This is a genomic window from Pseudarthrobacter sp. NPDC092439, from assembly GCF_044754945.1.
Classification (GTDB): Bacteria; Actinomycetota; Actinomycetes; order Actinomycetales; family Micrococcaceae; genus Arthrobacter.
This window is the reverse complement of the sequence record NZ_JBIVQB010000007.1, coordinates 114,440-136,468: the sequence shown is the minus strand read 5'-3', so window position 1 is coordinate 136,468 and position 22,029 is coordinate 114,440. Positions and strand designations below refer to the sequence as shown.

Annotated in this window: 16 protein-coding genes; 7 read left to right on the top strand and 9 right to left on the bottom strand. The window is 66.5% G+C overall.

The features are described from left to right. Positions 1-84: 84 nt before the first annotated feature. On the top strand, positions 85-1,023 hold the full coding sequence (locus ACIQCM_RS14340; protein WP_400608037.1) for an ROK family protein: 939 nt from the start codon (positions 85-87) through the stop codon (positions 1,021-1,023). Here ACIQCM_RS14340 and ACIQCM_RS14335 read toward each other — a convergent pair. Further along, positions 990-2,765: a class I mannose-6-phosphate isomerase gene (locus ACIQCM_RS14335; protein ID WP_400608039.1), complete on the bottom strand. Its 1,776-nt coding sequence runs from the start codon at positions 2,763-2,765 to the stop codon at positions 990-992. The two genes, ACIQCM_RS14340 and ACIQCM_RS14335, sit on opposite strands and share 34 nt — an antisense overlap. 77 nt (positions 2,766-2,842) lie before the next feature. Here ACIQCM_RS14335 and ACIQCM_RS14330 point away from each other — a divergent pair, with 77 nt between their 5' ends. Continuing rightward, a complete protein-coding gene (locus tag ACIQCM_RS14330) occupies positions 2,843-3,427 on the top strand; it encodes an SGNH/GDSL hydrolase family protein (protein ID WP_400608042.1) in 585 nt (194 codons plus the stop codon). On the opposite strand, the gene ACIQCM_RS14325 is transcribed toward ACIQCM_RS14330, so the two are convergent. From ACIQCM_RS14325 to ACIQCM_RS14310, 4 genes are read right to left on the bottom strand one after another with little or no spacing between them, the layout of a single operon-like run. Continuing rightward, positions 3,408-4,577 (bottom strand): MGH1-like glycoside hydrolase domain-containing protein, encoded by a 1,170-nt coding sequence (locus ACIQCM_RS14325; protein ID WP_400608045.1) that lies wholly within the window; start codon positions 4,575-4,577, stop codon positions 3,408-3,410. The two genes, ACIQCM_RS14330 and ACIQCM_RS14325, sit on opposite strands and share 20 nt — an antisense overlap. Before the next feature lie 23 nt (positions 4,578-4,600). Continuing rightward, the gene (locus ACIQCM_RS14320) at positions 4,601-5,524 is read right to left on the bottom strand and encodes a carbohydrate ABC transporter permease (protein WP_400608048.1); all 924 of its coding nucleotides are present in this window, start codon (positions 5,522-5,524) and stop codon (positions 4,601-4,603) included. Then, positions 5,524-6,525 carry a carbohydrate ABC transporter permease gene (locus tag ACIQCM_RS14315; RefSeq protein ID WP_400608051.1) on the bottom strand — a complete coding sequence of 334 codons (1,002 nt, stop codon included), beginning with the start codon at positions 6,523-6,525 and terminating at the stop codon, positions 5,524-5,526. The genes ACIQCM_RS14320 and ACIQCM_RS14315 overlap by 1 nt, the downstream gene beginning before the upstream one ends. Next, entirely contained in the window at positions 6,522-7,940 is a 1,419-nt protein-coding gene (locus ACIQCM_RS14310; protein ID WP_400608054.1) for an ABC transporter substrate-binding protein, read from the bottom strand. Before ACIQCM_RS14310 ends, ACIQCM_RS14315 begins: the two co-directional genes overlap by 4 nt. Before the next feature lie 288 nt (positions 7,941-8,228). Between ACIQCM_RS14310 and ACIQCM_RS14305 the strand changes: the two genes are divergently transcribed. Then, complete coding sequence (locus ACIQCM_RS14305; RefSeq protein ID WP_400608057.1) at positions 8,229-9,377, top strand: ROK family protein; 1,149 nt, start codon at positions 8,229-8,231, stop codon at positions 9,375-9,377. Between the two features lie 117 nt (positions 9,378-9,494). After that, a complete protein-coding gene (locus tag ACIQCM_RS14300) occupies positions 9,495-9,824 on the top strand; it encodes a DUF6457 domain-containing protein (RefSeq protein WP_400608059.1) in 330 nt (109 codons plus the stop codon). Between the two features lie 94 nt (positions 9,825-9,918). On the opposite strand, the gene ACIQCM_RS14295 is transcribed toward ACIQCM_RS14300, so the two are convergent. Beyond that, positions 9,919-12,216 (bottom strand): FdhF/YdeP family oxidoreductase, encoded by a 2,298-nt coding sequence (locus ACIQCM_RS14295; protein WP_400608062.1) that lies wholly within the window; start codon positions 12,214-12,216, stop codon positions 9,919-9,921. 253 nt (positions 12,217-12,469) lie between these two features. On the opposite strand from ACIQCM_RS14295, the gene ACIQCM_RS14290 reads away from it, so the two are divergent. From ACIQCM_RS14290 to ACIQCM_RS14280, 3 genes are all read left to right on the top strand, one after another. After that, the gene (locus ACIQCM_RS14290; RefSeq protein ID WP_400608065.1) at positions 12,470-14,188 is read left to right on the top strand and encodes a RecQ family ATP-dependent DNA helicase; all 1,719 of its coding nucleotides are present in this window, start codon (positions 12,470-12,472) and stop codon (positions 14,186-14,188) included. Positions 14,189-14,224: 36 nt separating this feature from the next. Continuing rightward, a complete protein-coding gene (locus ACIQCM_RS14285) occupies positions 14,225-15,424 on the top strand; it encodes a TerC family protein (RefSeq protein WP_400608068.1) in 1,200 nt (399 codons plus the stop codon). Between the two features lie 163 nt (positions 15,425-15,587). After that, on the top strand, positions 15,588-19,262 hold the full coding sequence (locus ACIQCM_RS14280) for a TM0106 family RecB-like putative nuclease (protein ID WP_400608069.1): 3,675 nt from the start codon (positions 15,588-15,590) through the stop codon (positions 19,260-19,262). Here ACIQCM_RS14280 and ACIQCM_RS14275 read toward each other — a convergent pair. From ACIQCM_RS14275 to ACIQCM_RS14265, 3 genes are all read right to left on the bottom strand, one after another. Then, positions 19,249-19,548 carry an acylphosphatase gene (locus tag ACIQCM_RS14275; RefSeq protein WP_400608072.1) on the bottom strand — a complete coding sequence of 100 codons (300 nt, stop codon included), beginning with the start codon at positions 19,546-19,548 and terminating at the stop codon, positions 19,249-19,251. The two genes, ACIQCM_RS14280 and ACIQCM_RS14275, sit on opposite strands and share 14 nt — an antisense overlap. A 49-nt stretch (positions 19,549-19,597) precedes the next feature. Then, on the bottom strand, positions 19,598-20,536 hold the full coding sequence (locus ACIQCM_RS14270; RefSeq protein ID WP_400608075.1) for a glycosidase: 939 nt from the start codon (positions 20,534-20,536) through the stop codon (positions 19,598-19,600). 274 nt (positions 20,537-20,810) lie between these two features. After that, positions 20,811-21,851 carry an adenosine deaminase gene (locus ACIQCM_RS14265; protein WP_400608077.1) on the bottom strand — a complete coding sequence of 347 codons (1,041 nt, stop codon included), beginning with the start codon at positions 21,849-21,851 and terminating at the stop codon, positions 20,811-20,813. Positions 21,852-22,029 lie beyond the last annotated feature (178 nt).

Sequence of the window (22,029 nt, the reverse complement as noted above, 5' to 3'; positions counted from 1 at the left end):
CACCCCGAAGACTTGCAATGGACGTGCGCCGCGGCCGCTTCGCGCCGGACGCTGTCAACGTTACCAACAGCCAGGAGACACCGCGTGAACCATCCCCTTCCACCAACACCCGTGCTGGAAATTGGCGGCACGCATGTAACCGCCGCAATGGTCCATGGTCCCGGTGGCGGGTGGCGGGTGGCACAGGACAGCATTGTGCGGCGCGGCCTCGATGCACATGCTCCTGCTGGCGGCCTCCTGGACGCGATCGCGGCGGCAGCTGCGGGTTTGGGCGCCGCCCACAGCGGAGCCTGGGGGGTGGCGCTGCCGGGGCCCTTCGATTACGCGGCCGGGGTGGCGCTGTATGAGCACGTGGGAAAGTTCGATGAGCTCAAGGGCGTGGATGTAGGTGCGGAGCTGGCCCGAAGGCTCGGCACGACGGCCCGCAGCATCAGCTTCCTCAATGACGCCGACGCCTTCGGAATCGGCGAGGTGGCCCTTGGCGCTGCGGGCGGCAGCCGGCGCGCCGTGTGCATCACCCTGGGAACCGGCGTGGGTTCGTCATTCCTGGCCGACGGAGTCCCGGTGAAGAGCGGCAGTGAAGTACCGCCGGAGGGAAGCTGCTACCTGTTGACGTATGGCGGGCTCCCCCTCGAGGACACCGTCTCCCGGCGTGCGATCCGTCGGGCCTACGCGGCCGCAGCCGCGCCCGGGGAAAACCACGACGCCGGCACCCCGGACGTGCGGGAAATCGCCGGAGCCGCCCGGGCCGGGGACCCTATGGCGGCAGCGGTGCTGGACCATGCCTTCGGGGCGGCCGGCGCCGCCGCCGCTCCTTACCTCAAACGTTTCGGGGCAGAGGTGCTGGTGGTGGGCGGGTCCATGACCGGATCCTGGGACCTGGTGGAACCCTCCCTCCGGCGGGGCATCGCCTCGGTGGAGCCGGGCCTGGTCCGACTCCCCCTCCGCAAGGCCGAACGCTCAGAGGAAGCCGGGCTGGTGGGTGCCGCCTACTGGGCGAGGGCGGCCGGCAACGCCGTCTGAGTCCCGCGCACAAAGGCCTTCACGGTACCCAGCTTCCGGCCCACGCCGCTGCCGTGCGGACGGATCGTGTAGGCACCCACCGACGCCGGGATGATGAACGTTTCGGCGTAGCTGACCACGAAGGGTTCAAACGCGCCGTCCGGGCTCTCGACAACCGCCTCGGGGCCTTCCACCAGGTTCAGCACATTCACCGTGCCCTGCGTATGGTGCTCCACCACATCGGTGAACCAGTGCCTGCGAACCTCGATGAATTCCAGCTCGTGCAGGCCGGTCCGTTCCTCAGTCCAGCCCGGCCCCGACCCGATCTGTTCCACTTGGTCAAGGAGCTGTTCGCGGGCCCATTCGGTGTCGCGTTCCCACTGGATGTTCCGGCTGGCGTGGTCCACGTGGATGGGCCTGGGGCGGCCGTCGAGTCCCAGCCGGCCCCAGTCCCACATCTTAAACGTAAAGATGTAGGGCGTGGCCGAAATCTCCAGCACCATCGAATTGGCACCCGAGCAGTGGACTGTCCCGGCGGGAATGGAGAAGTGGTCATGCTTCTTGGCCGGGAACGCGTTGACGTAATCTTCGGCCGGGAAGGATGTGCCGCCGTCGGACGCTTTCCTCAAGGCCTTCAACATGTCATCCGGATCCGTACCGGATTTCAGCCCCAGATACACCACCGCGTCGTCGTCACAGTCCAGGAGGTAGTAGCTCTCATCCTGCGTGTAGTGCATGCCGAAGCGGTCCTGGATGTAGTCCGTCAGCGGATGCACCTGCAGCGAAAGGTTGCCGCCTTCCATGGTGTCCAGGAAGTCGAAGCGGATGGGGAACTCGGCGCCGAACCTCGCGTAGGTCTGCTGGCCAAGGAGCGCCTTGGGCTGGGTGAACACGACGTCGATGGACGGCAGTTCGATGACTGTCCCTCCGACGTCGAGCAGGATGCTGTTCTCCTCCGGCACGCAGTCAAAGCACCAGGCGTAGTTGTCCGCGTCGCTGTCCAGGCCGATGACATGCTTCATCCACTGCCCGCCCCATACGCCGGGGTCGAAGAAGGGCACCACCCGGAACGGCGCCGACGCCGCGGCCGCCATTCCGCGGTGGAACGTGTTCCCGGTGATGAGCGTGGCCTTGGAGGTGCTGCGGTTGGTGTCCAGGACGTAGTCCAGCTCGCCGAACAGCTGCCGCTTGTGCCGGTCCGCCACGCGCCACTCAACGAAGAAGCTGCGCTTGTACTTGCGCAGGTTGTCCTCGCCGCCGTTGTCGCAGCGCCAGTTCGGAGCACCGGCACGTTGCCGCTGCTGCAGTTCCCAGCGGGCCATGTCGGCCAGCACCAGGGTGCGTTCCGGCAGCGGCACCAGCGCCGCCCCCCAGCCCACCAGGACCACGGGAGCGTCCGCCGACGACACTTCCGTCGCGAGCGCGGCAAGCCTTTCGGCGTCGTAGAAGTCGCGTAGGGTGTGGTGGCTGAGAACGCCGAAGACCCTGTCGTCGGTGAGGTTGGCCTCGATCAGGGCGTCGATTTCCGCGATGGGCCGGGCCGCCCGCTCCTCTACGTCGAGAAGGCGGTGGCCGGGGAGTGCCTCGGCGATGCACCGCTTCAGTTCCGGGAGGTCCGTGCCAGGGTAAGTGTCCACCACGATGGTCCGGGTGCCCCGGGCGGCAATTTCCCGCCAGGCGTCTGCGCCTGACCAGGCGCGGTGGTCGCCTGGAACGGTCACGGTGGGGAACTTGTCGTAGCGCCGGGGAGGATTGTGGCTCATGGTCTTCCGATCGGTTTGCTTGGTTTGATAACGTTACCAGAACCGCCCGGCGCCTGCCGGACGGAGCCAGGAGAAGGGTGGTTGCCGCAATGCGGCTGATGGTTTCCTACGGACATTCGTGGATTGACGGGGACGGCGCGTCCGCACCGGAAACGTGCCTGGCGGCCCGGGTGGCGGCCGGTCTGGGACTGGAGCTGGACAACCGCGGCGTCGGCGGCAGCAGCAGCACCGGAACGGCCGGCCTGGTACTGGCTGACCCTCCCCCGCCGGCCGCCCTCTACCTGCTGATGACGGGACTGAACGATCTCCGCCTGGCCGGGCAATCGGCGTCGGCCCTTGCGGACTATGCCGAGTCGCTGCGTACCGTCCTTGGCGCGGTCCGAACGGCGGCGCCGGAGGCTTTGGTAGTGGCCGTGGTCCAGCCGCCCCTGCTGGACTTCAGCCTCTACCCCCCGCACAACCAGGGCTCCAACATACTGGTGGACACCTACAACGAAGCACTGCGGCAGGCCATAGCCGGAAATTCCCAGGCGGTGCTGGCGGAGGCTCCCGACTGGGACGCGGCCACCATGCTGGACGACGACACGGTGCATCCGAACGACGCGGGCCATGCCTGCCTGGCCCGCGCCGTCCTCCGCGTGGCTACTGCTGCATGGCAATGACCAGGCCCGCCCAGCTCTGGGGCACGGCGCCGAGGCCGCGCCCGTTCTCCGGGTTCCAGTATTCGGCCCAGCCGCTGGCCATGGCGCCCTTCGCCGTGACCTCCGCCATGGCCTCGGCTTCCCGCGCCATACCCTGACCGAGGAAAGCCCGCTGGAACAAGTAGTTCAGCGGGGGCCAGGCCGGGCCGCGCCAGTAGGTGTCCGGATCGTAGGCCGGGTGCTGCCGGGCCACGTTCGCCGGGCCGAACTCGGCCCCGAAGCGGACCGGGTCCCACAGCTGGGACAGGGCGGCGCGGGCTTTGTCCGGATCGGCGGTGACCAGGGCACCCATGACGCCGTCGCTGATCGGGATGGCGGCCGAAGGTCCGCCGCCGACCACTGCCAGGTCGGACCACAGCTGCTCGCCGGCATCCCACAGATGCTCGTCCATCGCAGCCGCAATGGCGTCCGCCCGGTCCGCCAGTTCCTTGTCTCCGGTCACCAACGCCAGTTCGCGCATGTTGAAGGCCGTGTAGGCGTTGAACGCCGCGGGGCACGCTACAAAGCTGGTGGACCAGCTTGCGGCCCCGTCATCGGAGAACGTTACCTCCTTCATCCGCTCTTTGTTCCAGGCCGTGCGGGCCGGACGGCTGTACCCTTCCCTGGTGCGGCCGGGGGCACCCCAGTCGTCCCAGCGCGGCGAGTGGTCGTTGCCCGCTTCCCAGGGATGGACCACGTAAATGAGGTCCTCGGGGGTGCGCCGGTTGTCCCACAGCCAGTCGAGCCCGGCCTTTGCCCTGGCCAGCGTTTCCGGAGCCAAGGCGATGCCGGCGTCCGCCAGCAGTTTGATCGTGTGGCCAAACATGGGCGGCTGGGTGAGGGAGGACGTCCGGGTGAGGGGGCCCAGCCAGGTGTCCGGGCCTTCTCCGCCATACCGCATGTGCGGGACCATCCCGTTCTCCAGCTGCCCGGCCAGGACAGCATCGAGTTCCTTGACGGCGCGGGCATCCCCCAGCTTCGCCCAGATGATGGCGTGGAAGCAGGAGTCCCACAGCCACAGATGCGGATAGGTGCCGGGGTTCGGCACCGAGTAGCCGTGCTCCGGCCGCCAGTGCGCCTCGAGAAGGTTCCGCACCTCTTCGGTGAGCGCCGCCGTCGTGCTTTCCTGCATGTTTTCCTGTGCGTGTTTGCCCGTCACCCCTTCTCAGCTCCCGCTGTCAGGCCCTCGGTGAGAAGTCGTTCGGCGGCGAAGAAGATAATGATGATCGGCAGCGTGAGGATCACGGAACCGGCCATCAGGACCGTGGCAGGCACCTCAATACTGCCGGCCAGCTGGGACAGGCCCAGTGAGACCGTCCAGTTGGGGCGCGAGTTCACCAGGAACAGCAATGCGAACAGGAATTCGTTCCACGCGATCATGAAGACGAACAGGCCGTTGCTTACGATGGCCGGCATGGCCAGCGGCAGGCTGATCCTCCGCAGCACTCCCAGGCGGCTGCAGCCATCCAGCGCGGCGGCTTCCTCAAGGCTGGTGGGGATGGTGTCGAAGTAGTTCCGCAGCATATAGATGGTCACCGGAATCACCTGTGCCACGTACACAATCAGCAGCGCCACCAGCTGGCCGCGGAGGCCGATTCTGGTGAAAAAGGTGAATAGCGGGATGGCCAGCAGGATGCTGGGAAACAGGTAGACCGCCAGGAACAGGCCGCTCACCTGGCGGCGGCCGAAGAAGTTCAGCCGACTGATGGCGTAGGAACCCGGGATAGCTACCAGCAGCGAGATCAGCACGGTCCCCAGCGCCACGATCGCACTGTTGCCCATGAACTTCAGGAAGCCATGACCGCCGTCCTCCTGCGTGGCCATGATGGACGTGTAGGCGCTCCAGTTCAGTTCCTGGAATGGAATCACCAGGGAGCCGGGGTCGCTCAAGAGCGATTCCAGCGGCCGGATGGACAGGATGAACATGTAATAGAACGGGAAGAGCGTCACCAGCAGCAGCCCGATGATCACCACCCACCGCAGGACGCCGAACACCTTGGTCTCCACTACATCGCGGGACAGCCCGGGGCGCTCCGCCCTCTTAGAGGAAGTGCGCCTGGTCTCAACGGGTACCGCCATCAGGAGACCTCCTCTTTCCTGGTGAAGAACTTGATGTAGATGCCGACGAACAGGCCCAGGATGAGTGCAAGGACCAGCGCCTGCGCGGACGCCGCACCGATGTCGCCGCGGGCAGTCAGGAAGTTGTAGACCGTCACGGCCACCACTTCCGTGCCGGCGCCGCCGCCGGTGAGCAGGTAGATGTCGTCAAAGCTGTTGAACGTCCAGATGAAGCGCAGCACCGACAGCATCGCGATGGTGGGCAGCAGCTGGGGAAGGATGATGTAGAAGAACCGCTGGATGGGTGTGGCGCCGTCCACGCGGGCGGCTTCCTCCAGGCTGTCCGGCACCGCGTGCAGGCGGGCCGTCAGGAAGAGGAAAGCGAAGGGGAAGGAGCGCCAGGCCTCGAAAAGAATCACGGCGATGAGGGCCGTGGGTACCTCAAGCTGCATGCCCAGGAAGCTGACTTCCCGGACGCGCTCACTCAGGAAGGGAATGGACTCCTCCCAGCCGAAGAGCCGCTTGCCCCAGTAGTTGACCACGCCGAACTGCGGGTCAAGCATGGTGGCCCACGTGAACGTGACAGCCACGATCGGTGCCACGTAGGGCAGCAGCATGGAGGCCCGGATCAGCGTCCGGCCCTTGAAGGGTTTGCGAAGGGCCAGCGAGGCGACCAGGCCCAGCAGGATAGCGCCGGTGGTGCCCAGGACGGAGTACGCCAGGGTAGTGCCCAGCGCCTGGAAGAACGAGCCCGAAAAGACCTGGTCAAAGTTGGCCACCGTGTACGGGCCGAAGAGTCCGACGGAGCGGATGTTCAGAATCCGGACCTTCTGGAAGGCGAGCAGGATGGTCCAAAGAATCGGCAGGACCACCATGACCAGAACCAGGACCAGGGTGGGCGAGAGCAGGGTCAGGCCGGCCCGCTGTTCCTCCCTGGCCATGGGGGAACGCCGGGGCCGGCGCCCCGGCAGGGCGGCGGCGCGTGCCGCCTGCCCTGCCGGGGCGTCCTTATTCAGTTTCACTTCAATGAACCCTGGATGGAACGAAGGGTCTCGGCGGCCTGCTTGGCTGCCTTCTCCGGGTCAACGCCGCCGGAGGTGACGTCACTGACGGCCTTGGCAACCGGGAGTTCACCCAGTGCCGCGCCCACCAGGTCGCCCTGGCCCTGGGTGATGCCCCAGCGCTTCAGCTCGTCCGGGCCCTTCTGGAGGATGGAGAGCACGTCCTCGGAGTAGAACTTGCCCAGCGGTTCCTTGCGGTCAACGCCGGCAGGCATGTCCTTCCACTTGTCCGCGTACTCGGTGCCGTTGTCGGCGTTGCCGGCACGGACCGGGAGCCGGCCTTCGGGAGCGATGGACAGCCAGTCCGCGTAGCCCGTGCTCATGAAGTACTCCACGAACTTCTGGGCGGATTCAGTGGCTGAACCCTCCGTGATGGTCCAGGAGACGACCTCACCGAACTGGGCCGGCTGATCGCCATCCGGGCCCTGGATGCCGGTGACTACGCCGGTGTTCTTGGACAGGAAGGCGGGGTCGGCCTTGCACTCGGGGCAGGTGGGCATGGCGTCGTCGCGGAGTCCGGCCATCTCATCGAGGATGAACGTGGACCAGATCGCCATGGCGGCCTTGCCGGAGAAGTACGCCGCACGAACGGTGTCCACGTCCTGGGCACCGGGTACCGAGTAGTTCTTCAGGGTGTCGCGGTAGAACTCCAGTGCGCGCACGCACTCGGGGCTGTCGAAAGTGATGTCCCCCTGGTCGTTGACCATTTCGCAGCCATTGCCCTGGGCGATGTGCTCGAAGGTCTGCTGGGTAAAGGCTTCGCCCGGCTTGTTGGCGGCCACCAGGCCGGCAAGTTCCGGGGAATCCAGCTTCTCGGCTGCGGCCTTGATGTCGTCGTAGGTCTTCGGCGCCGTGATGCCGGCCTTGTCGAAGAGGTCCTTGCGGTAGTAAAGCAGCTGCTGCCAGGACGAGTCCGGCACGCTCAGCTGCTCATCGCCGTCGCGTGTCAGCTCGAGGGCGCGCGGGGTGAAGGTGTCTTCACCGAGGGTTTCCACCACAGCCTTGTTGGCGGCGGGGTCAACCAGGTCGTTGGCAGCGAGGGTGCGGACCTGGGCCAGCGAGATGGAGCCGATGACGTCCGGCAGGTCACCGGCCGCTGCGGAGGAGGTCAGGACCTGGTTGAACTGGTCCTCCGGAACGCCGACGAGTTCAACCTCAACGCCGGTTTCCTCGGTGAACTTGGCGATGATTTCCTTGGTCTTGGCCACACGGTCCGGGAGGGTATCCGCGGTCCAAACGGTAATAGCTTCAGCGTTGCCGCCGTCGGTGGAACCGCCGTCGGATTCACCGCCCTGCGTACAGCCTGCAAGCATTGCCACCGACAGCGACGCTGCGGCGAGCACGGCCAGTTTTGATCGGCCTCTGGTTATGGTCACTTGGATGCTCCTGTCTACGGCGGCACCAGCACCGGTGCCGCGGGATTCGCGCCTCAGCTTCCGCTCCTCCGCCCGGACCGCGCCGGCCGGATGGAATGACAGTTACTGGAAATTTCCGGCAGTGAGCGCAGTCACAGTCGGAACTTGTGCCTAAAGGCTATCCAAATGTTGTCTAGCTGTCTAGCATTAGCTGCAGAATGATTCGGCTTGAAGATCGCCGCCTTCTGCGCTTCAACAGCGTCAAACCCCTAGGATGGCAGGAATGCCTTGCGACAAAAGGAGCCGCAAATGTACGTGGGACCCGGTGATGTCCTGCACCTGATCCGCTCCGGCAGGGCGCGGACCCGTGGGGACATCCAGGAAGAGACCGGCATGTCCCGGATGACGGTGGCCCAGCGCGTGGACGCGCTCCTTCGCGCCGAACTGATCCGGGAAGCGGGCTCGGCCCGGCCCTCGGGCGGCCGCCGGCCCACCGACCTCGCCTTCAACCTACAGCACTCCTGCACTCTCTCCGCTTCCGTGGAGACGCGTTCCAGCCGGGTGGCCCTCACGGACCTCGGCGGTGAGATCCTTGTCGACGAGCATCTGGACATTGCCGTCACCGACGGCCCGGAGAAGGTCCTGAACGCCATCACCGCCGCCGGGCAGCGCCTGTTGAAGCGCGCCAAGGTGCCCATGGCAAAGATCTCGGGCGTCGGACTGTCCATCCCCGGGCCCGTGGACCCGCAGACGCTTCGGCCCAGCCAGCCTCCGATCCTGCCTGGGTGGGATGCCTACCCCATCGTGGAACTGGTCCAGGAGTCATTCCCCGTTCCGGTCCTGGTGGAGAACGACGCCGATGCCATGGCTGTGGGTGAGTACAGTGCAGGGTTTGCCGGAGTCAGTTCGCTCTGCCTGGTCAAGGTGTCCACCGGCATCGGCACGGGCCTCGTCATCCATGGCCGCGTGTACCAGGGCGTGGACGGCGGCGCCGGCGACATCGGCCATGTCCGGCACCCTGCATTTGCCGGGCTGGTGTGCCAGTGCGGCTCACTCGGCTGCCTGGCCGCCGGAGCCAGCGGCGGGGCCGTCGCCCGCCAAATGACGGACCTCGGCATTCCCGCAGAGTCCGGCCGCGACGTACGCAGGCAGCTGCTGGCGGGAAACGTGGACACGATGCGCCTGACCCACGAGGCCGGGCAGCGGCTGGGCGAGGTCATGGCCACCGTGGTGTGCCTCCTCAATCCCGCCGTTCTGCTGATCGCCGGGGACCTCGCATCGTCTTCCCTGATAGGCGGCATCCGCGAAACGCTTTATCCCATGTCGCTGCCCCGCGCCACGCGGCACCTGGACGTGCGGCTGGCGGCCCTCGGTGAGGACGCCGCCATCCGCGGCATGTCGTCGCTTCTCGTGAACGAGGTCTTCTCGCCGGCGGCAGTCAACGCCCGGCTCGGCTGAATTTCGCGGGTCCTCGTCCGGGAGTCCGGTGACTTCTTTGCCGAAGCCTTGTAGTGTCGGCGTCAGTACGGCGGGCCTCGACAGGCGGCCCGCACCCAAGCGTTGAAGGAGCGGAACATGGCTGTGAGTGAGCACGAAGCCCAGGTACTTGACCAGTGGAGCAACCGGCTGGCCCAAGCACTGCAGATCCTGGACCTCAAGGTGGACCAGGAACTGCTCCTCGACCTGGCCCGGGAGTCCGCGGATTCCGTGATCCATGCGGCAGCGCCCGTCACCACGTTCCTGGTGGGCTACGCGGCCGGACTCGAAGCCGGCACAGGCAGCGCTGGTTCGAAGGACGCGTCAGCCGCCGCGGTGGAGAAGGCAGCGCGCGTCGCCTTTCAGCTTTGCAGCGACGGTGCCGACGGCGGTCCCGCCAGCCGTGGCTGGGCGGACACGGCGCAGTAAGCCATTCAGCCCGTACCGGCGGGGCTCAAAAGCATGAGCGGCGCCGGCCCGCACAGTCCGTGCTGGCCGGCGCCGCTCATTTCCGCGGTCCGGCTCAGCCCACCGGTTCCAGCTTGACGATGACGGCCTTGGACACGGGCGTCTGGCTTCCTTCGGCCACGCTTTCCAGCGGCACCAGGACGTTGGCCTCCGGGTAGTAGGCAGCGGCACATCCGCGCGCGGACGGGTACGAGACCACCCGGTAGTTCCTCAGGACGCGCTCCACATTGTCTGGATGAACGCCCCGGACATCCACATGGTCGCCGTCCGAGATCCCCAGTTCAGCCAGGTCCTCCGGATTGACGAACACGACTTCGCGGCCCTTCTTGATGCCCCGGTACCGGTCGTTGTGGCCGTAGATGGTGGTGTTGAACTGGTCGTGGGAGCGCATGCTCTGCAGGATCAGTGTGCCGTCCGGCCGCTGCACGTGTTCCAATTCGTTGACCGTCAGGATGGCCTTGCCGGTAGGGGTGTTGAACGTCCGCGAATCCCGGGGACCGTTGGGCAGGATGAACCCGCCGTCCTGCCGGATCTTCCGGTTATAGTCCTCGCAGCCGTTGACCACGCGGGAAATGTGCTCACGGATGAGGTCGTAGTCCTTTTCGAAGCCGGCCCAATCGGCCGTGGTCCGGCCGCCCACCGTCGCTTCGGCCATCCTGCAGACGATTGCCACCTCGGACAGCAGGCCGGGGGCTACGGGTTCCACGGTGCCGTGCGAGGCATGCACCGCACACACGGTGTCCTCCACGGAGACAAACTGCGGGCCGGACTCCTGCCGGTCGATCTCGGACCTGCCCAGTGTCGGAAGGATCAGGGCCTCGGTGCCCGTTACCGTGTGCGAGCGGTTGAGCTTGGTGGAGATCTGGACTGACAGTTCGGTGTTTTCCATGGCGGCCTCGGCCGCCGTGGTGTCCGAAATCGCCCCCACGAAGTTGCCGCCGAGGGCGATGAAGGCCTTGATGCCGCCATCGGCCATCCGACGCACTGTCTCCACGGCGTCATAGCCGTGGCTTCGGGGCGGTTCGAAGTTGAATTCCTTGCCCAGGGCATCCAGGAAGGCCGGCGGCATCTGTTCCCAGATACCCATGGTGCGGTCGCCCTGGACATTGCTGTGGCCGCGGATGGGCGAGGCGCCGGCCCCCGGTTTGCCGATATTGCCGCGCAGGAGCAACAGGTTGATGATCTCCTTGATGGTGGCGACGCCCTTTTTCTGCTGGGTGATACCCATGGCCCAGGTGATGATCACCTTGTCCGCTGCCAGGTAGCGGGCAGCAAGTTCGTCAATCTCTTGGGCCCGCAGGCCGGTGGCCTCCAGGACCGCTGCGTCGTCCAGGCCCGCCAGGTGGGCGCGGAGTTCCTCCAGGCCTTCGCAGTGCTCTTCCAGGAATGCATGGTCCAGCACGGTGCCAGGATTGGCGGCCTCGGCGTCCAGCACGCGCTTGGAGACCGCCTGCAGCAGCGCCATGTCCCCGCCGATCCGGACCTGCAGGAACTGGTCCGCCAGGTCAGTGCCGCGGCCGATAATTCCTTTGACCTTCTGGGGGTTCTTGTAGCGCATCAGCCCGGCCTCCGGCAGCGGGTTCACTGCCACGATGCTGCAGCCGGCTTCCTTGGCTTCCTCCAGGGCGGTCAGCATCCGCGGGTGGTTGGTTCCCGGGTTCTGGCCCATGATGATGATGAGGTCGGCCTTGCCGAAGTCGTCGTAGGACACGGTGGCCTTGCCGATGCCGATGGTCTGGCCCATGGCCCAGCCGGAGGATTCATGGCACATGTTGGAGCAGTCCGGCAGGTTGTTGGTCCCGTACGCGCGGATGAACAGCTGGTACAGGAACGCGGCCTCGTTGGACGTGCGGCCGCTGGTGTAGAAGGCGGCCTCATCAGGGCTGTCCAGTGAAGTGAGCTTGTCCGCCACGATGCGGAACGCCTCGGCCCAGGTGACGGGGCGGTAGTGGTCCTCCCCCGCCTTCCGGTACACCGGTTCGGTGAGGCGGCCCTGCATGCCCAGCCAGTATTCGGACCGCTGCCGCAGTTCGCTGACGGGATGCCCGGCCCAGAAGTCGCTGCCGATGACTACCGGGGTGGCTTCCCAAGTAACGGCCTTGGCGCCGTTCTCGCAGAACTCGAAGGTCTTGCGATGGCCCGGGTCTGGCCAGGCGCAGCTCATGCAGTCGAAGCCGTCCTTCTGGTTCAGCGCCAGAAGCGTCTTTCCCGCCCGGCCCACGCCCATATGTTTGAGCGCCGGCTGCATGGAGTAGTAGACCCCGGGAACCCCGGCAGCCCAGGTTTTGGGGTGCCCGCTGACTTCCAGTTCGGACTCGTCGGCTTCTTCGACCTTCGGGTTTTCACGCGTCACGCGACATGCTCCTTGGCTTGGTCCTGGCCCGGGTACCCGCGGCACATGCCGGCGGACCAGATTTCTCCAGACTTGTTCAGGGTGCGCAGGAAGTCAAGGAGGGCCCACGGTGCGCGGCGGCCGGGTTGCAGACCAATTCACGGATTTTGTCCACATAGCGGATTTTCCATGGCGACGACGGAACCTGGCCCGCGTACGCTGGATTCCACGGCTGAAGCAAGCGGCCGCTGGAACCACCGTGCGGAGAAGCCAGATGCCGGACCACCATGACCTCAGCGCCCTCGCGGCGTCCGCCTTCAACCTGCCGTGCCTGCGTGAGGGCCAGCTGGCCGGCATGGCGGCCCTGGCCGCGGGCCGCGACGTCCTCGCAGTGATGCCCACCGCGTACGGCAAGTCGGCCATTTACCAGGTGGCGGCCCTGTACCTGCACCAGGGCGGCGGAAGAGCCGAGGGCGCTCCCGCCGTCGTCGTTTCGCCGTTGATTGCCTTGCAGGAGGACCAGGTGGACGGGCTGCTCGAGGACCTCGGGACGGACGCCGCGGTCGCCATCAATTCTTCCCATGGCGACGCGGAGGTGGAAGCAGCGTGGCAGGCTATGGAGTCGGGAAAGGCAACGTTCCTCTTCCTGGCACCGGAGCAACTGGCCAAGCCCGCCACGGTGCAGCGTATCGCAGCGCTCGGCATTTCGCTGTTTGTCGTGGACGAGGCCCACTGTGTCTCGTCCTGGGGCCACGATTTCCGCCCCGACTACCTCAGCCTGGGCGAGGTGCGCAGGCAGCTGGGGAATCCGCCGGTCGCAGCACTGACAGCTACGGCTTCCCCGCCGGTACGCGACGAGATCGTGGAACGGCTGGGGATGGCGGACCCGCTCATCCTGGTCCACGGGTTCGACCGGCCCAACATCAGCCTGGACGTGATCCGACACCACGAAGACAAGATCAAGCGCCAGGCCGTCCTGAGCCAGGTGGCTGCACTTGCGGGCGACGGCCACGGCCTCCTGTACGCTGCCACGCGCAAGGACACGGAAGTTTACGCCTCCGGACTCGTCGCTGACGGGCTGCGCGCAGAGGCCTATCACGCAGGCCGTCCGGCACGGGAACGCGAACGAATCCATGAAGACTTCCTGGCGGACCGCCTGGACGTGGTGGTGGCCACCACTGCCTTTGGCATGGGAATCGACAAGCCGAACGTGCGTTTCGTGGTCCATGCCGACATTCCGGAATCGCTGGACGCCTACTACCAGGAGATCGGCCGTTCGGGGCGGGACGGCGAACCTGCGGCGGCAATCCTGCACTACCGCTCGGAGGACCTGGGGCTGCGAAAGTTCTTCACCACCCGCGCTCCGGACCCGGACGCCCTGCTCGCGGTGCTGAAGGCGCTCAGGTCAGCGGGCGGGCCCACACCCCGGAGCGCGCTCGCGGAACAGACCGGCATGCCGGCGCGGCGGATTACCGGCCTGGTCAACCAGCTCGAGGAAGCCGGAGCCGTGGCGGCAGGTAAGAGGGGCGTCCGCCTCATGTCGGCGGAGAACCTTCCCACTGTGGTGCGCACCGCCGTCGAACTTTCCGAAGCCCGGCAGAACGTCGAGCATTCCCGGCTGGCCATGATGCGCGCCTACGCCGAGACCGATGGCTGCCGGCGGCAGTTCCTGCTGGGGTACTTTGGCGAGGATCTGCCACAACCCTGCGGAAACTGCGACAACTGCGTGGAAACGGCTGCCGCCAGCAGCGCCAGGGAACCGGCAACGCACGGCGCCGCCGGGCCGGGAAGGGAGGCCGGGCTTACCGGCGCAGTGGATCCGGCGGTTGCGCAAGCTTTTCCCCTCCAGTCCGCAGTGGTGCACAAGGAGTGGGGCCCGGGCCTGGTGATGCGGCATGAGGATGACGTCATCACCGTGCTCTTTGAGCAGGAGGGCTATAAGACGCTTTCAACCCCGGCCGTCATCGAGCACGAACTTCTGAAGCCTGCTTAGGTACGCTGGTAGGGACTCCAACGAAAGGTCCGCCGCGTGGAAGTACCCACTTATGTCTGGACGCTGACCGTCGCCGGAATCGTGGCGCTGCTGGCGTTCGATTTCTTCTTCCACGTGCGCAAGGCCCACACTCCTTCGCTGAAGGAGGCGGCCATCTGGTCGTCCCTGTATGTGGGCATCGCGCTGCTTTTCGGGCTCGGCGTGCTGCTTTTCGGCGGAACCACCATGGGCGCCGAATACTTCGCGGGCTACATCACAGAGAAGGCGCTGTCCGTCGACAACCTCTTCGTGTTCCTGATCATCATTTCCAGCTTCAGGGTGCCCCGGGCTGACCAGCAAAAGGTGCTGCTGTTCGGCATCGTCTTTTCGCTCATCGCGCGGACGGCCTTCATTTTCCTTGGCGCTGCCCTGATCAACAGCTTCGCCTGGGTGTTCTACATCTTCGGATTGATCCTCCTGATCACGGCCGGCAACCTGCTCCGCCCCGACGACCACGACGATGACGCCGAAGGCCTGGTGGTGCGGCTCGCGAAGAAGTTCCTGCCGGCGTCGCAGCACTATGACGGCGACAAGCTTTTCACCGTGGAAAACGGCAAGCGCGTGCTCACCCCGATGCTCCTGGTCATGGTGGCGATCGGCGGCACCGACATCCTGTTCGCACTCGACTCGATTCCCGCCATCTTCGGGCTCACCCAAAACGTGTTCATCGTGTTCACGGCGACTGCGTTCTCACTGATGGGACTGCGCCAGCTCTTCTTCCTGATCGACGGACTGCTGGACCGGCTCATCTTCCTGTCCTACGGCCTGGCGGCCATCCTGGGCTTCATCGGCGTCAAGCTGATCCTGCACGCACTGCATGAAAACACGCTGCCGTTCATCAACGGCGGCGAGCACGTGGACGTCGTCGAGGTCAGCACCGGCGTATCCCTCACTGCGATCCTGGGAGTGCTGCTGGTCACCGTCCTGGCGTCGATCTTCAGCCCCAAGGGCAAGGCCAAGAACGCCGTCTCCAATGCCCGCCGGCACGCTACGGACTACCTGGACCTGAACTACGAGACGGACATGGTGGAGCGGGACAAGATTTTCGCCCGCATGGTGCGGGAGGAAGAGCAGATCCGCAACCTGCCCGAGAAGTACAAACGGCTTATCCGGAACGAAACGGAATTCACGGACCTGCTGCGCCGGGCCCGTGCCGAGCATGACAAGGCCCAGGTGCGCGCCGCCAACGGCGGCTAGCACCAGCGCCCCGGTCCACACCCGAACAGCGGCAGCGGGGTTCGCAGGCGCGCGCTGGCAGCCGAGGTCTTCGGGCGCTGCCCGCTTTGTCAGTGCCGGTTGCTACGTTTATTCCAGGGCCCGGGCAACCGTCCGCCGGCCCGGCTGTCGATGGGGAGGCCCCGTGTTTCTGCTCGAAGCCGCCGGCAACGGCGGCCCCGGATCACCGCCGGACCTGGTGTTTTCCGCCAGCGACCTGGTGGCGGCCAGCGAATGCGAATACCGGACCCTGCGCATCCTGGATGAGAAGCTGGGCCGCTCTCCCAAGGCCGGGTTCCCGGCCGACGATATGCAGGCACGTGCCGGCGTCCTGGGCGACAGGCACGAACAGGAGGTCCTGGCCAGCCTCACCGCCAGGTACGGAGTGTGGGACGCGTCGCGGGGTGCCGGGGTCTACTCGCTGGAGCGCGGGCCCAACACCCGCGGCGATCTCCAGGCGAGGCATGCCGAGACGGAACTCGCGCTCCGGTCCGGGGCCGACGTCGTCTTCCAAGCCACTTTCTTCGACGGTGAGTTCCTGGGGTATGCCGACTTTCTGGTTAATGAGGCCGCGGGGTCCGGGACGCCGGGGCGTTATGAAGTCTGGGACACCAAGCTGGCGCGGCACGCCAAAGTGGGCGCGCTGCTGCAGTTGGCCGCCTACGGTGACCAGCTCATCGGGATGGGCCTGGACCCCTCCCCCGTCGTCACACTGGTGCTGGGCACCCGCGTAGGCGACGACTGGCTGCGCAGCACGCACTCACTTCCGGACCTGCTTCCGGTTTTCCACGAACGACGGCGGCGCTTCCGCCAGCTGACGGCCACCCACCGCGAGAGCGCGGGGACGGTTCAGTGGCAGCAGCCGGGTGTGGTCCACTGCGGCCGCTGCGATTACTGCGCCGAACAGGTCCAGGCGCACCGCGGCCTGCTCATGGTGGCGGGGATGTCCGTGGTGCAGCGGCGGAAGCTGCTCGCCGCGAACATCGCCACCATCGACGAACTGGCCGACATGCCGGCTGCCGTGGCACAGGGGGCCGTGGCCCGGCTTCGGGCCCAGGCGCGCATGCAGCTGGGCCTTGACCCGGTAGCCGGGTCGCGCACCTTCACCAAGGACGGGGAGCCCCACACGGTGTCCTTCACGGTGTTGCCGGAGAACAGCATCGGCTCCCTGCCTGCCCCGAGCCCGGGTGACATTTTCTTCGACTTCGAAGGCGATCCGCTGTGGCAGGACCCGGCCACAGGAGTGTGGGGCATCGAGTACTTGTTCGGGGTGGTCGAAGCACCCGCGCCCGGGACCGGCAAATGTCCCGGGGCCGGAACGGAACCGGTCTTCCGGCCCTTCTGGGCCCATTCCCGTTCCGGCGAGCGCAATGCATTCCTCGCCTTCCTCGCCTACGTGGAAGAGCGGCGGGCCGCGTACCCGGACATGCACGTCTACCACTATGCGCCGTACGAGAGGACTGCCCTCCGGAATCTCTCCCTGGTCCACCAGGCCGGGGAGGACACCGTGGACCAGTGGCTGCGGGACGGCGTGCTGGTGGACCTCTACGCCACGGTCCGCCATTCGCTGCGGATTTCCGAAGCCTCCTACTCCATCAAAAAGCTCGAACCTCTCTACATGGGCGACAACCTCCGCTCGGGCGATGTGAAGGACGCCGGCGCCTCCGTGGTGGCCTACGCCGCTTACTGCGCGGCACGGGATGCCGGGCGGCAGGAGGAGGCCGAGACGGTCCTGGCCTCCATCGCGGACTACAACCGTTATGACTGCCTGTCCACGCTGCGGCTGCGGGACTGGCTGCTGGACATTGGTGGAGCAGCCGCAGGCACGCCCGGCAGCGAAACGTCAGGGAAGGCCTCCAGTGATCCAGCCGGTGAGTACCCTAAGAATCCCGGCACTGAGTCCACGGGGGAAGCCGCGGACGGAATCCTCACCGAGTCCGGCGGGGAATCCCGGCTGCGCCGTTACCTGTCAGTGCTTCCGGACGATCGTCCGTGGACGGACGACGAGCGTGCCATCGCCATGGTGGCGGCGGCCACGGGCTACCATCGGCGTGAGCGCAAGCAGTTCTGGTGGCAGCACTTCGACCGCGTCGAAGCGCCGCTGGAAAGCTGGTCGGAGCAGCGGAACGTGTTCGTTGTCTCCTCCGCCGAGGTTGAGCAGGACTGGGCTCTGGCGAAACCTCGCGAACGGATGCGCAGCAGGGTGGTGCGCCTGCGCGGCACCATGACGGAGGGATCGGATTTCCGCGCCGGTTCCACCTGGTGCCGACTTTTCGACGCTCCCCCGCCGCCGGGCATGGCCGCCCCGGATGCTGCCGCCGATGCCCGGGCCTATGCCTTCGGCACCCGGATCACCGACCTCGTGCCGGCACAGGACGACCCCGCTCAGGTCCTGGTTACGGTAGTGGAGCGTGAGACCGGCAAGGTTGCGGCGTACCCGGACTTTCCCGTGGCCCTGACGGAGGACCAGCCCATTCGCACCCCCGGCATCGAAGCCGCCCTTGCGGAGATCGCGGACAGCGTTGCCGCCACATTCCCGGACCTGCCCGCCCACCCGGGCCTGGACATCCTGCGCAAACGGCCGCCCCGGTTCCACACGCTCACCGCCCCGGTCCCGGTGCGGTACAGCCCGGACGGCACGGCCGGCTACGCCGCCGCCATCGCGGAATCATTGCTTGACCTGGACCGGTCCTTCCTGGCCGTGCAAGGGCCGCCCGGTACCGGCAAGACCTTCGTGGGAGCCCACGTCATCGGCAGGCTGGTGGCCGAGGGATGGAAGATCGGCGTGGTGGGCCAGTCCCACAACGTCGTGGAAAACCTGCTCTGCCGGGCCGTCGACACCGGCGGCGTCAGCCCCGCAGTCGTCGCCAAAAAACTGGCCGACCGCCACGAGGTGCCGTGGAACCACACACGGGACGGGGACGTCGCCGCGCTGCTCGCGGCTCCCGGCGGATGCCTGGTGGGCGGAACCGCGTGGGTCATGACCGGCAAGGAAGTTCCCGCAGGCTCCCTGGACCTGCTGGTCATCGACGAAGCCGGGCAGTTTTCCCTTGCCAACACCCTGGCAGTGTCCCGCGCGGCACGGCGGCTGCTGCTGCTGGGCGATCCGCAGCAGCTGCCGCAGGTCACGCAGGGCGCGCACCCGGAGCCGGTGGACGAGTCAGCACTCGGATGGCTCGCTGCCGGACATGCCACGCTGCCGGCCCCGCTCGGGTACTTCCTGGCTGACTCATGGCGGATGCATCCGGATCTTTGCGGCAAGGTCTCGCGGCTGAGCTACGACGGCCGGTTGCAATCCGCCCCTGCGGCGTCGCTCCGGTCCCTGGAAGGACCGGCCGCCGGGGTGGAAACTGTCTTCGTGGACCACACGGGTAACACCACCTCCTCCGTCGAGGAGGCCGGCGAAGTGCTCCGACAGGTTCACCGCCACCTTGGCCTGAAGTGGGTGTCCGGACCCGACGCGGAGCCGCGCCCCCTGGACCAGCAGGACGTGCTGGTAGTGGCCGCCTACAACGCCCAGGTCCACCTCATCCGGAAGACCTTGGCCGACGCCGGACTGCCCGGAGTACGGGTGGGCACAGTGGACAAATTCCAAGGCCAGGAAGCGCCTGTGGTCATCGTGTCCATGGCCTGTTCGGCGGTGTCGGAAGCTCCGCGCGGGGCGGATTTCCTCCTGAACAGGAACCGCATCAACGTCGCGGTGTCACGCGGCCAGTGGCGTGCCGTGATCGTGCGCGCTCCGGAGCTGACCAGCTACATGCCGCACAGACCGGCGGCCTTGGAAGAGCTGGGCGCGTTCCTGGGGCTCAGCGGGCGCTGAACTCCCGGAACGTACCCTCTGCCGCGGTAAACGACTGGTCCACCCGTTCAACTCGTCCGGGCGCGTGGCTGGAACGCAGCCAGTCGAGGAGGCTGGATACCTGCTCTTCCGGCCCTTCGGCCACCACGGAGACGGAACCGTCGGCGAGGTTTTCCACCACGCCGGTGAGGCCCAACTCCTCGGCTTTGCCCATGGTCCGGAAACGGAATCCCACGCCCTGGACCACGCCGTGGACCCGCGCGCTCATCCGCACCGCGCCGTCTGACGGACCGCTGTGCCTGCCCATGGTGCTCCCCTCCCGCGCCGGCCCCGGCTGCTCAGGTGATGATGACCTGCTAGTTGATGGTGATGTCGCGGGTGCTGTGGTTGTAGCGGATGGTCACCGTGCCACCGCTGTGGTGCAGTTCGTGGTTTGCGCCGTCGAAGGTGCCGAATGCGCCGTAGTTCTCGTCCCAGGACCGGTTGAGGGCGATCTTGAACGTGTAGTACCCGGCGGGGAGTTCAGCGCTCTTCTTCCAGAGCTGGTCCAGGAAGTCGAATTCCATTTGGGCTTCGTCGTACTGCGGTGCCCAGTTTTCCGGGGCTCCCAGGATCGTGTTGAAGTCGCCGGCTACGGCCACGGCCTCAGGCTGCGGCAGGGTTTCGACGTCGGGACCCTCAAGGGGCTCGGCGGCGGCGCCCGGAGCGGCGGCTTCAGCCGGCGCTGCCTTGCCCTTGCGCACGGCTTTCACCACGGGCTCGACGGCGTCCTCGATAACCTTCGCTGCCTTGCCCACCGCCTCGGCGGCCTTCTTCGCCGGGGTCCGCTTGGCGGTCTTCTTCGCAGCTCCCTTGTCCGCGGCCTTTGCCGCGTCCGCACCTGCGCCGGTCGCTGCTACCGGAGCGAAGCTGCGGACGAATCCGGCGGGAGCCTCGGGAACGGGAGTACCGGCCGGAACCGGGGTGCCGGCGTCGAGCGCGGTGGCGAAGGAGACCGCATCCGGGAAGGCGACCGTGGCACGCATTCCGTCCTCGGTGATGGTCCAGCCGGAACGGCCCTTGACCAGCCAGCCGGCCTTGACCAGCTTGGCCGTGGCAGCGGTGAGGGTCTTGTGGCCGCGGGGAATGCCACCGCTGAGAAGCTCGGCCTCATGCTCGTTGAACGGCACCCGGGCCGTGGCCTCGGCCAGGACCTGTCCGGCGTTCAGCGCATCGCCTGACCACACACCCTCGGTCAGGACATCCAGCACCGTCTTGAGTCGAAGGAAGGTGTTTTCTGCGGTGGACTTGGCCATGATTCCCCTTTTATAAAGCGATCGGTCTTAGGCATCTTGCCAACTGCCGGTTAATTCGCGCGACTTGAAATGGTTAACTCTGCGTGTCATGACCATCTATGAAGCGGTCATCGCAACAAGTGAGGCGGAGATCCCGGTAGGGGCTGACTGCACAACCCGCAGACATGGGTGCCGCCCTGCACTCTCCAGACACGCCTGCGGGAACCAGTTTAGCGGCATCGCGCACCGGTTGTTGCGTAGGACACAGGACAGGGCGGCAGTGCTGCGCGGCGCCCTACAGCCCGTTCAGTTCGTCCAGCAGCTGGGCCTTCCGCTCCTCGCTGGCGAAGGACGAGTGGACGGAATTCGCGGCGAGCCGGGCCCGATCGAAATCGGAGAGCTCTAAAACGTCCTGAAGCTGGGCGAAGTTATCGTCCACATAGCCGCCGAAGTACGCGGGATCGTCTGAGTTGACCGAAACGTTCAGGCCTGCGGCGAGCATGGCCGGCAGGGGATGGTCCGCGAGAGTGTCTACGGCACGAAGCCGGACGTTGGAGAGCGGGCAGACGGTCAGCGGGATGCGGGCATCGACCAGGCGTTCCACCAGGTCGGGGTCCTCCATGCAGCGGATGCCATGGTCGATCCGTTCCACGCCCAGTACATCCAGGGCCTCGATAATGTACGACGGCGGACCCTCCTCGCCTGCGTGCGCGGTCAGCCTCAGGCCCGCCTCGCGCGCCCGGGCAAAGACCCGTTCGAACTTGGCTGGCGGGTTGCCCACCTCTGCCGAGTCCAGGCCCACGGCCCCGATGGGAGCGCCCATGGCCAGCAGTGCCTCCAGGACCTCCAGCGCGGAGTCCTCCGGCAGGTCCCTCAGGAAGGCGGCAATCAGCATGGTGGAGATTCCGTAGTCCTGCATGGAGCTGGCCAGGACGGAGGCGACACCATTGACGCAGGTCTCCAACGGAATGCCACGGGACAGGTGCGCCTGCGGGTCCATCATGACCTCCGCATGCCGGACACCCGCAGCGGCAGCCCGTTCCAGGTACGCACGCGTCATGTCCGCGAAGTCCTGCTCCGTCTGCAGCACCGCCATGTTGGCGTAATAGAGGTCCAGGAAGGACTGAAGGTCGGTGAACTCGTAGCGCCGGCGCAGCTCGTCCAGACCGGCATAGGGCAAGTCGATGCCGTTGCGCTCAGCCAGGGCAAAGATCAGTTCCGGCTCCAGGGTGCCTTCGATGTGAAGGTGGAGTTCGGCCACCGGAAGCAGTTTGGCGGGAACGGCCGCCTGGTCCGGGAGCTCTGACACAGCCGGGCCATCCGCAATGTTATCCATCCGGTCAGGATAGTGCGCCCGGACGGATCGTGCCTCGTCCAGCCGACCACCAGCTTCCACCCAGGTTTGATCTCGATTTGATAACGGCCCCGCCATGTCCTAGCGTGAAGTGCATGCCCGCCCGGCGGGCCCATGAATGCCCGGCGCTGCCTTCACCCAACTGCCCAACGGCAGCAGC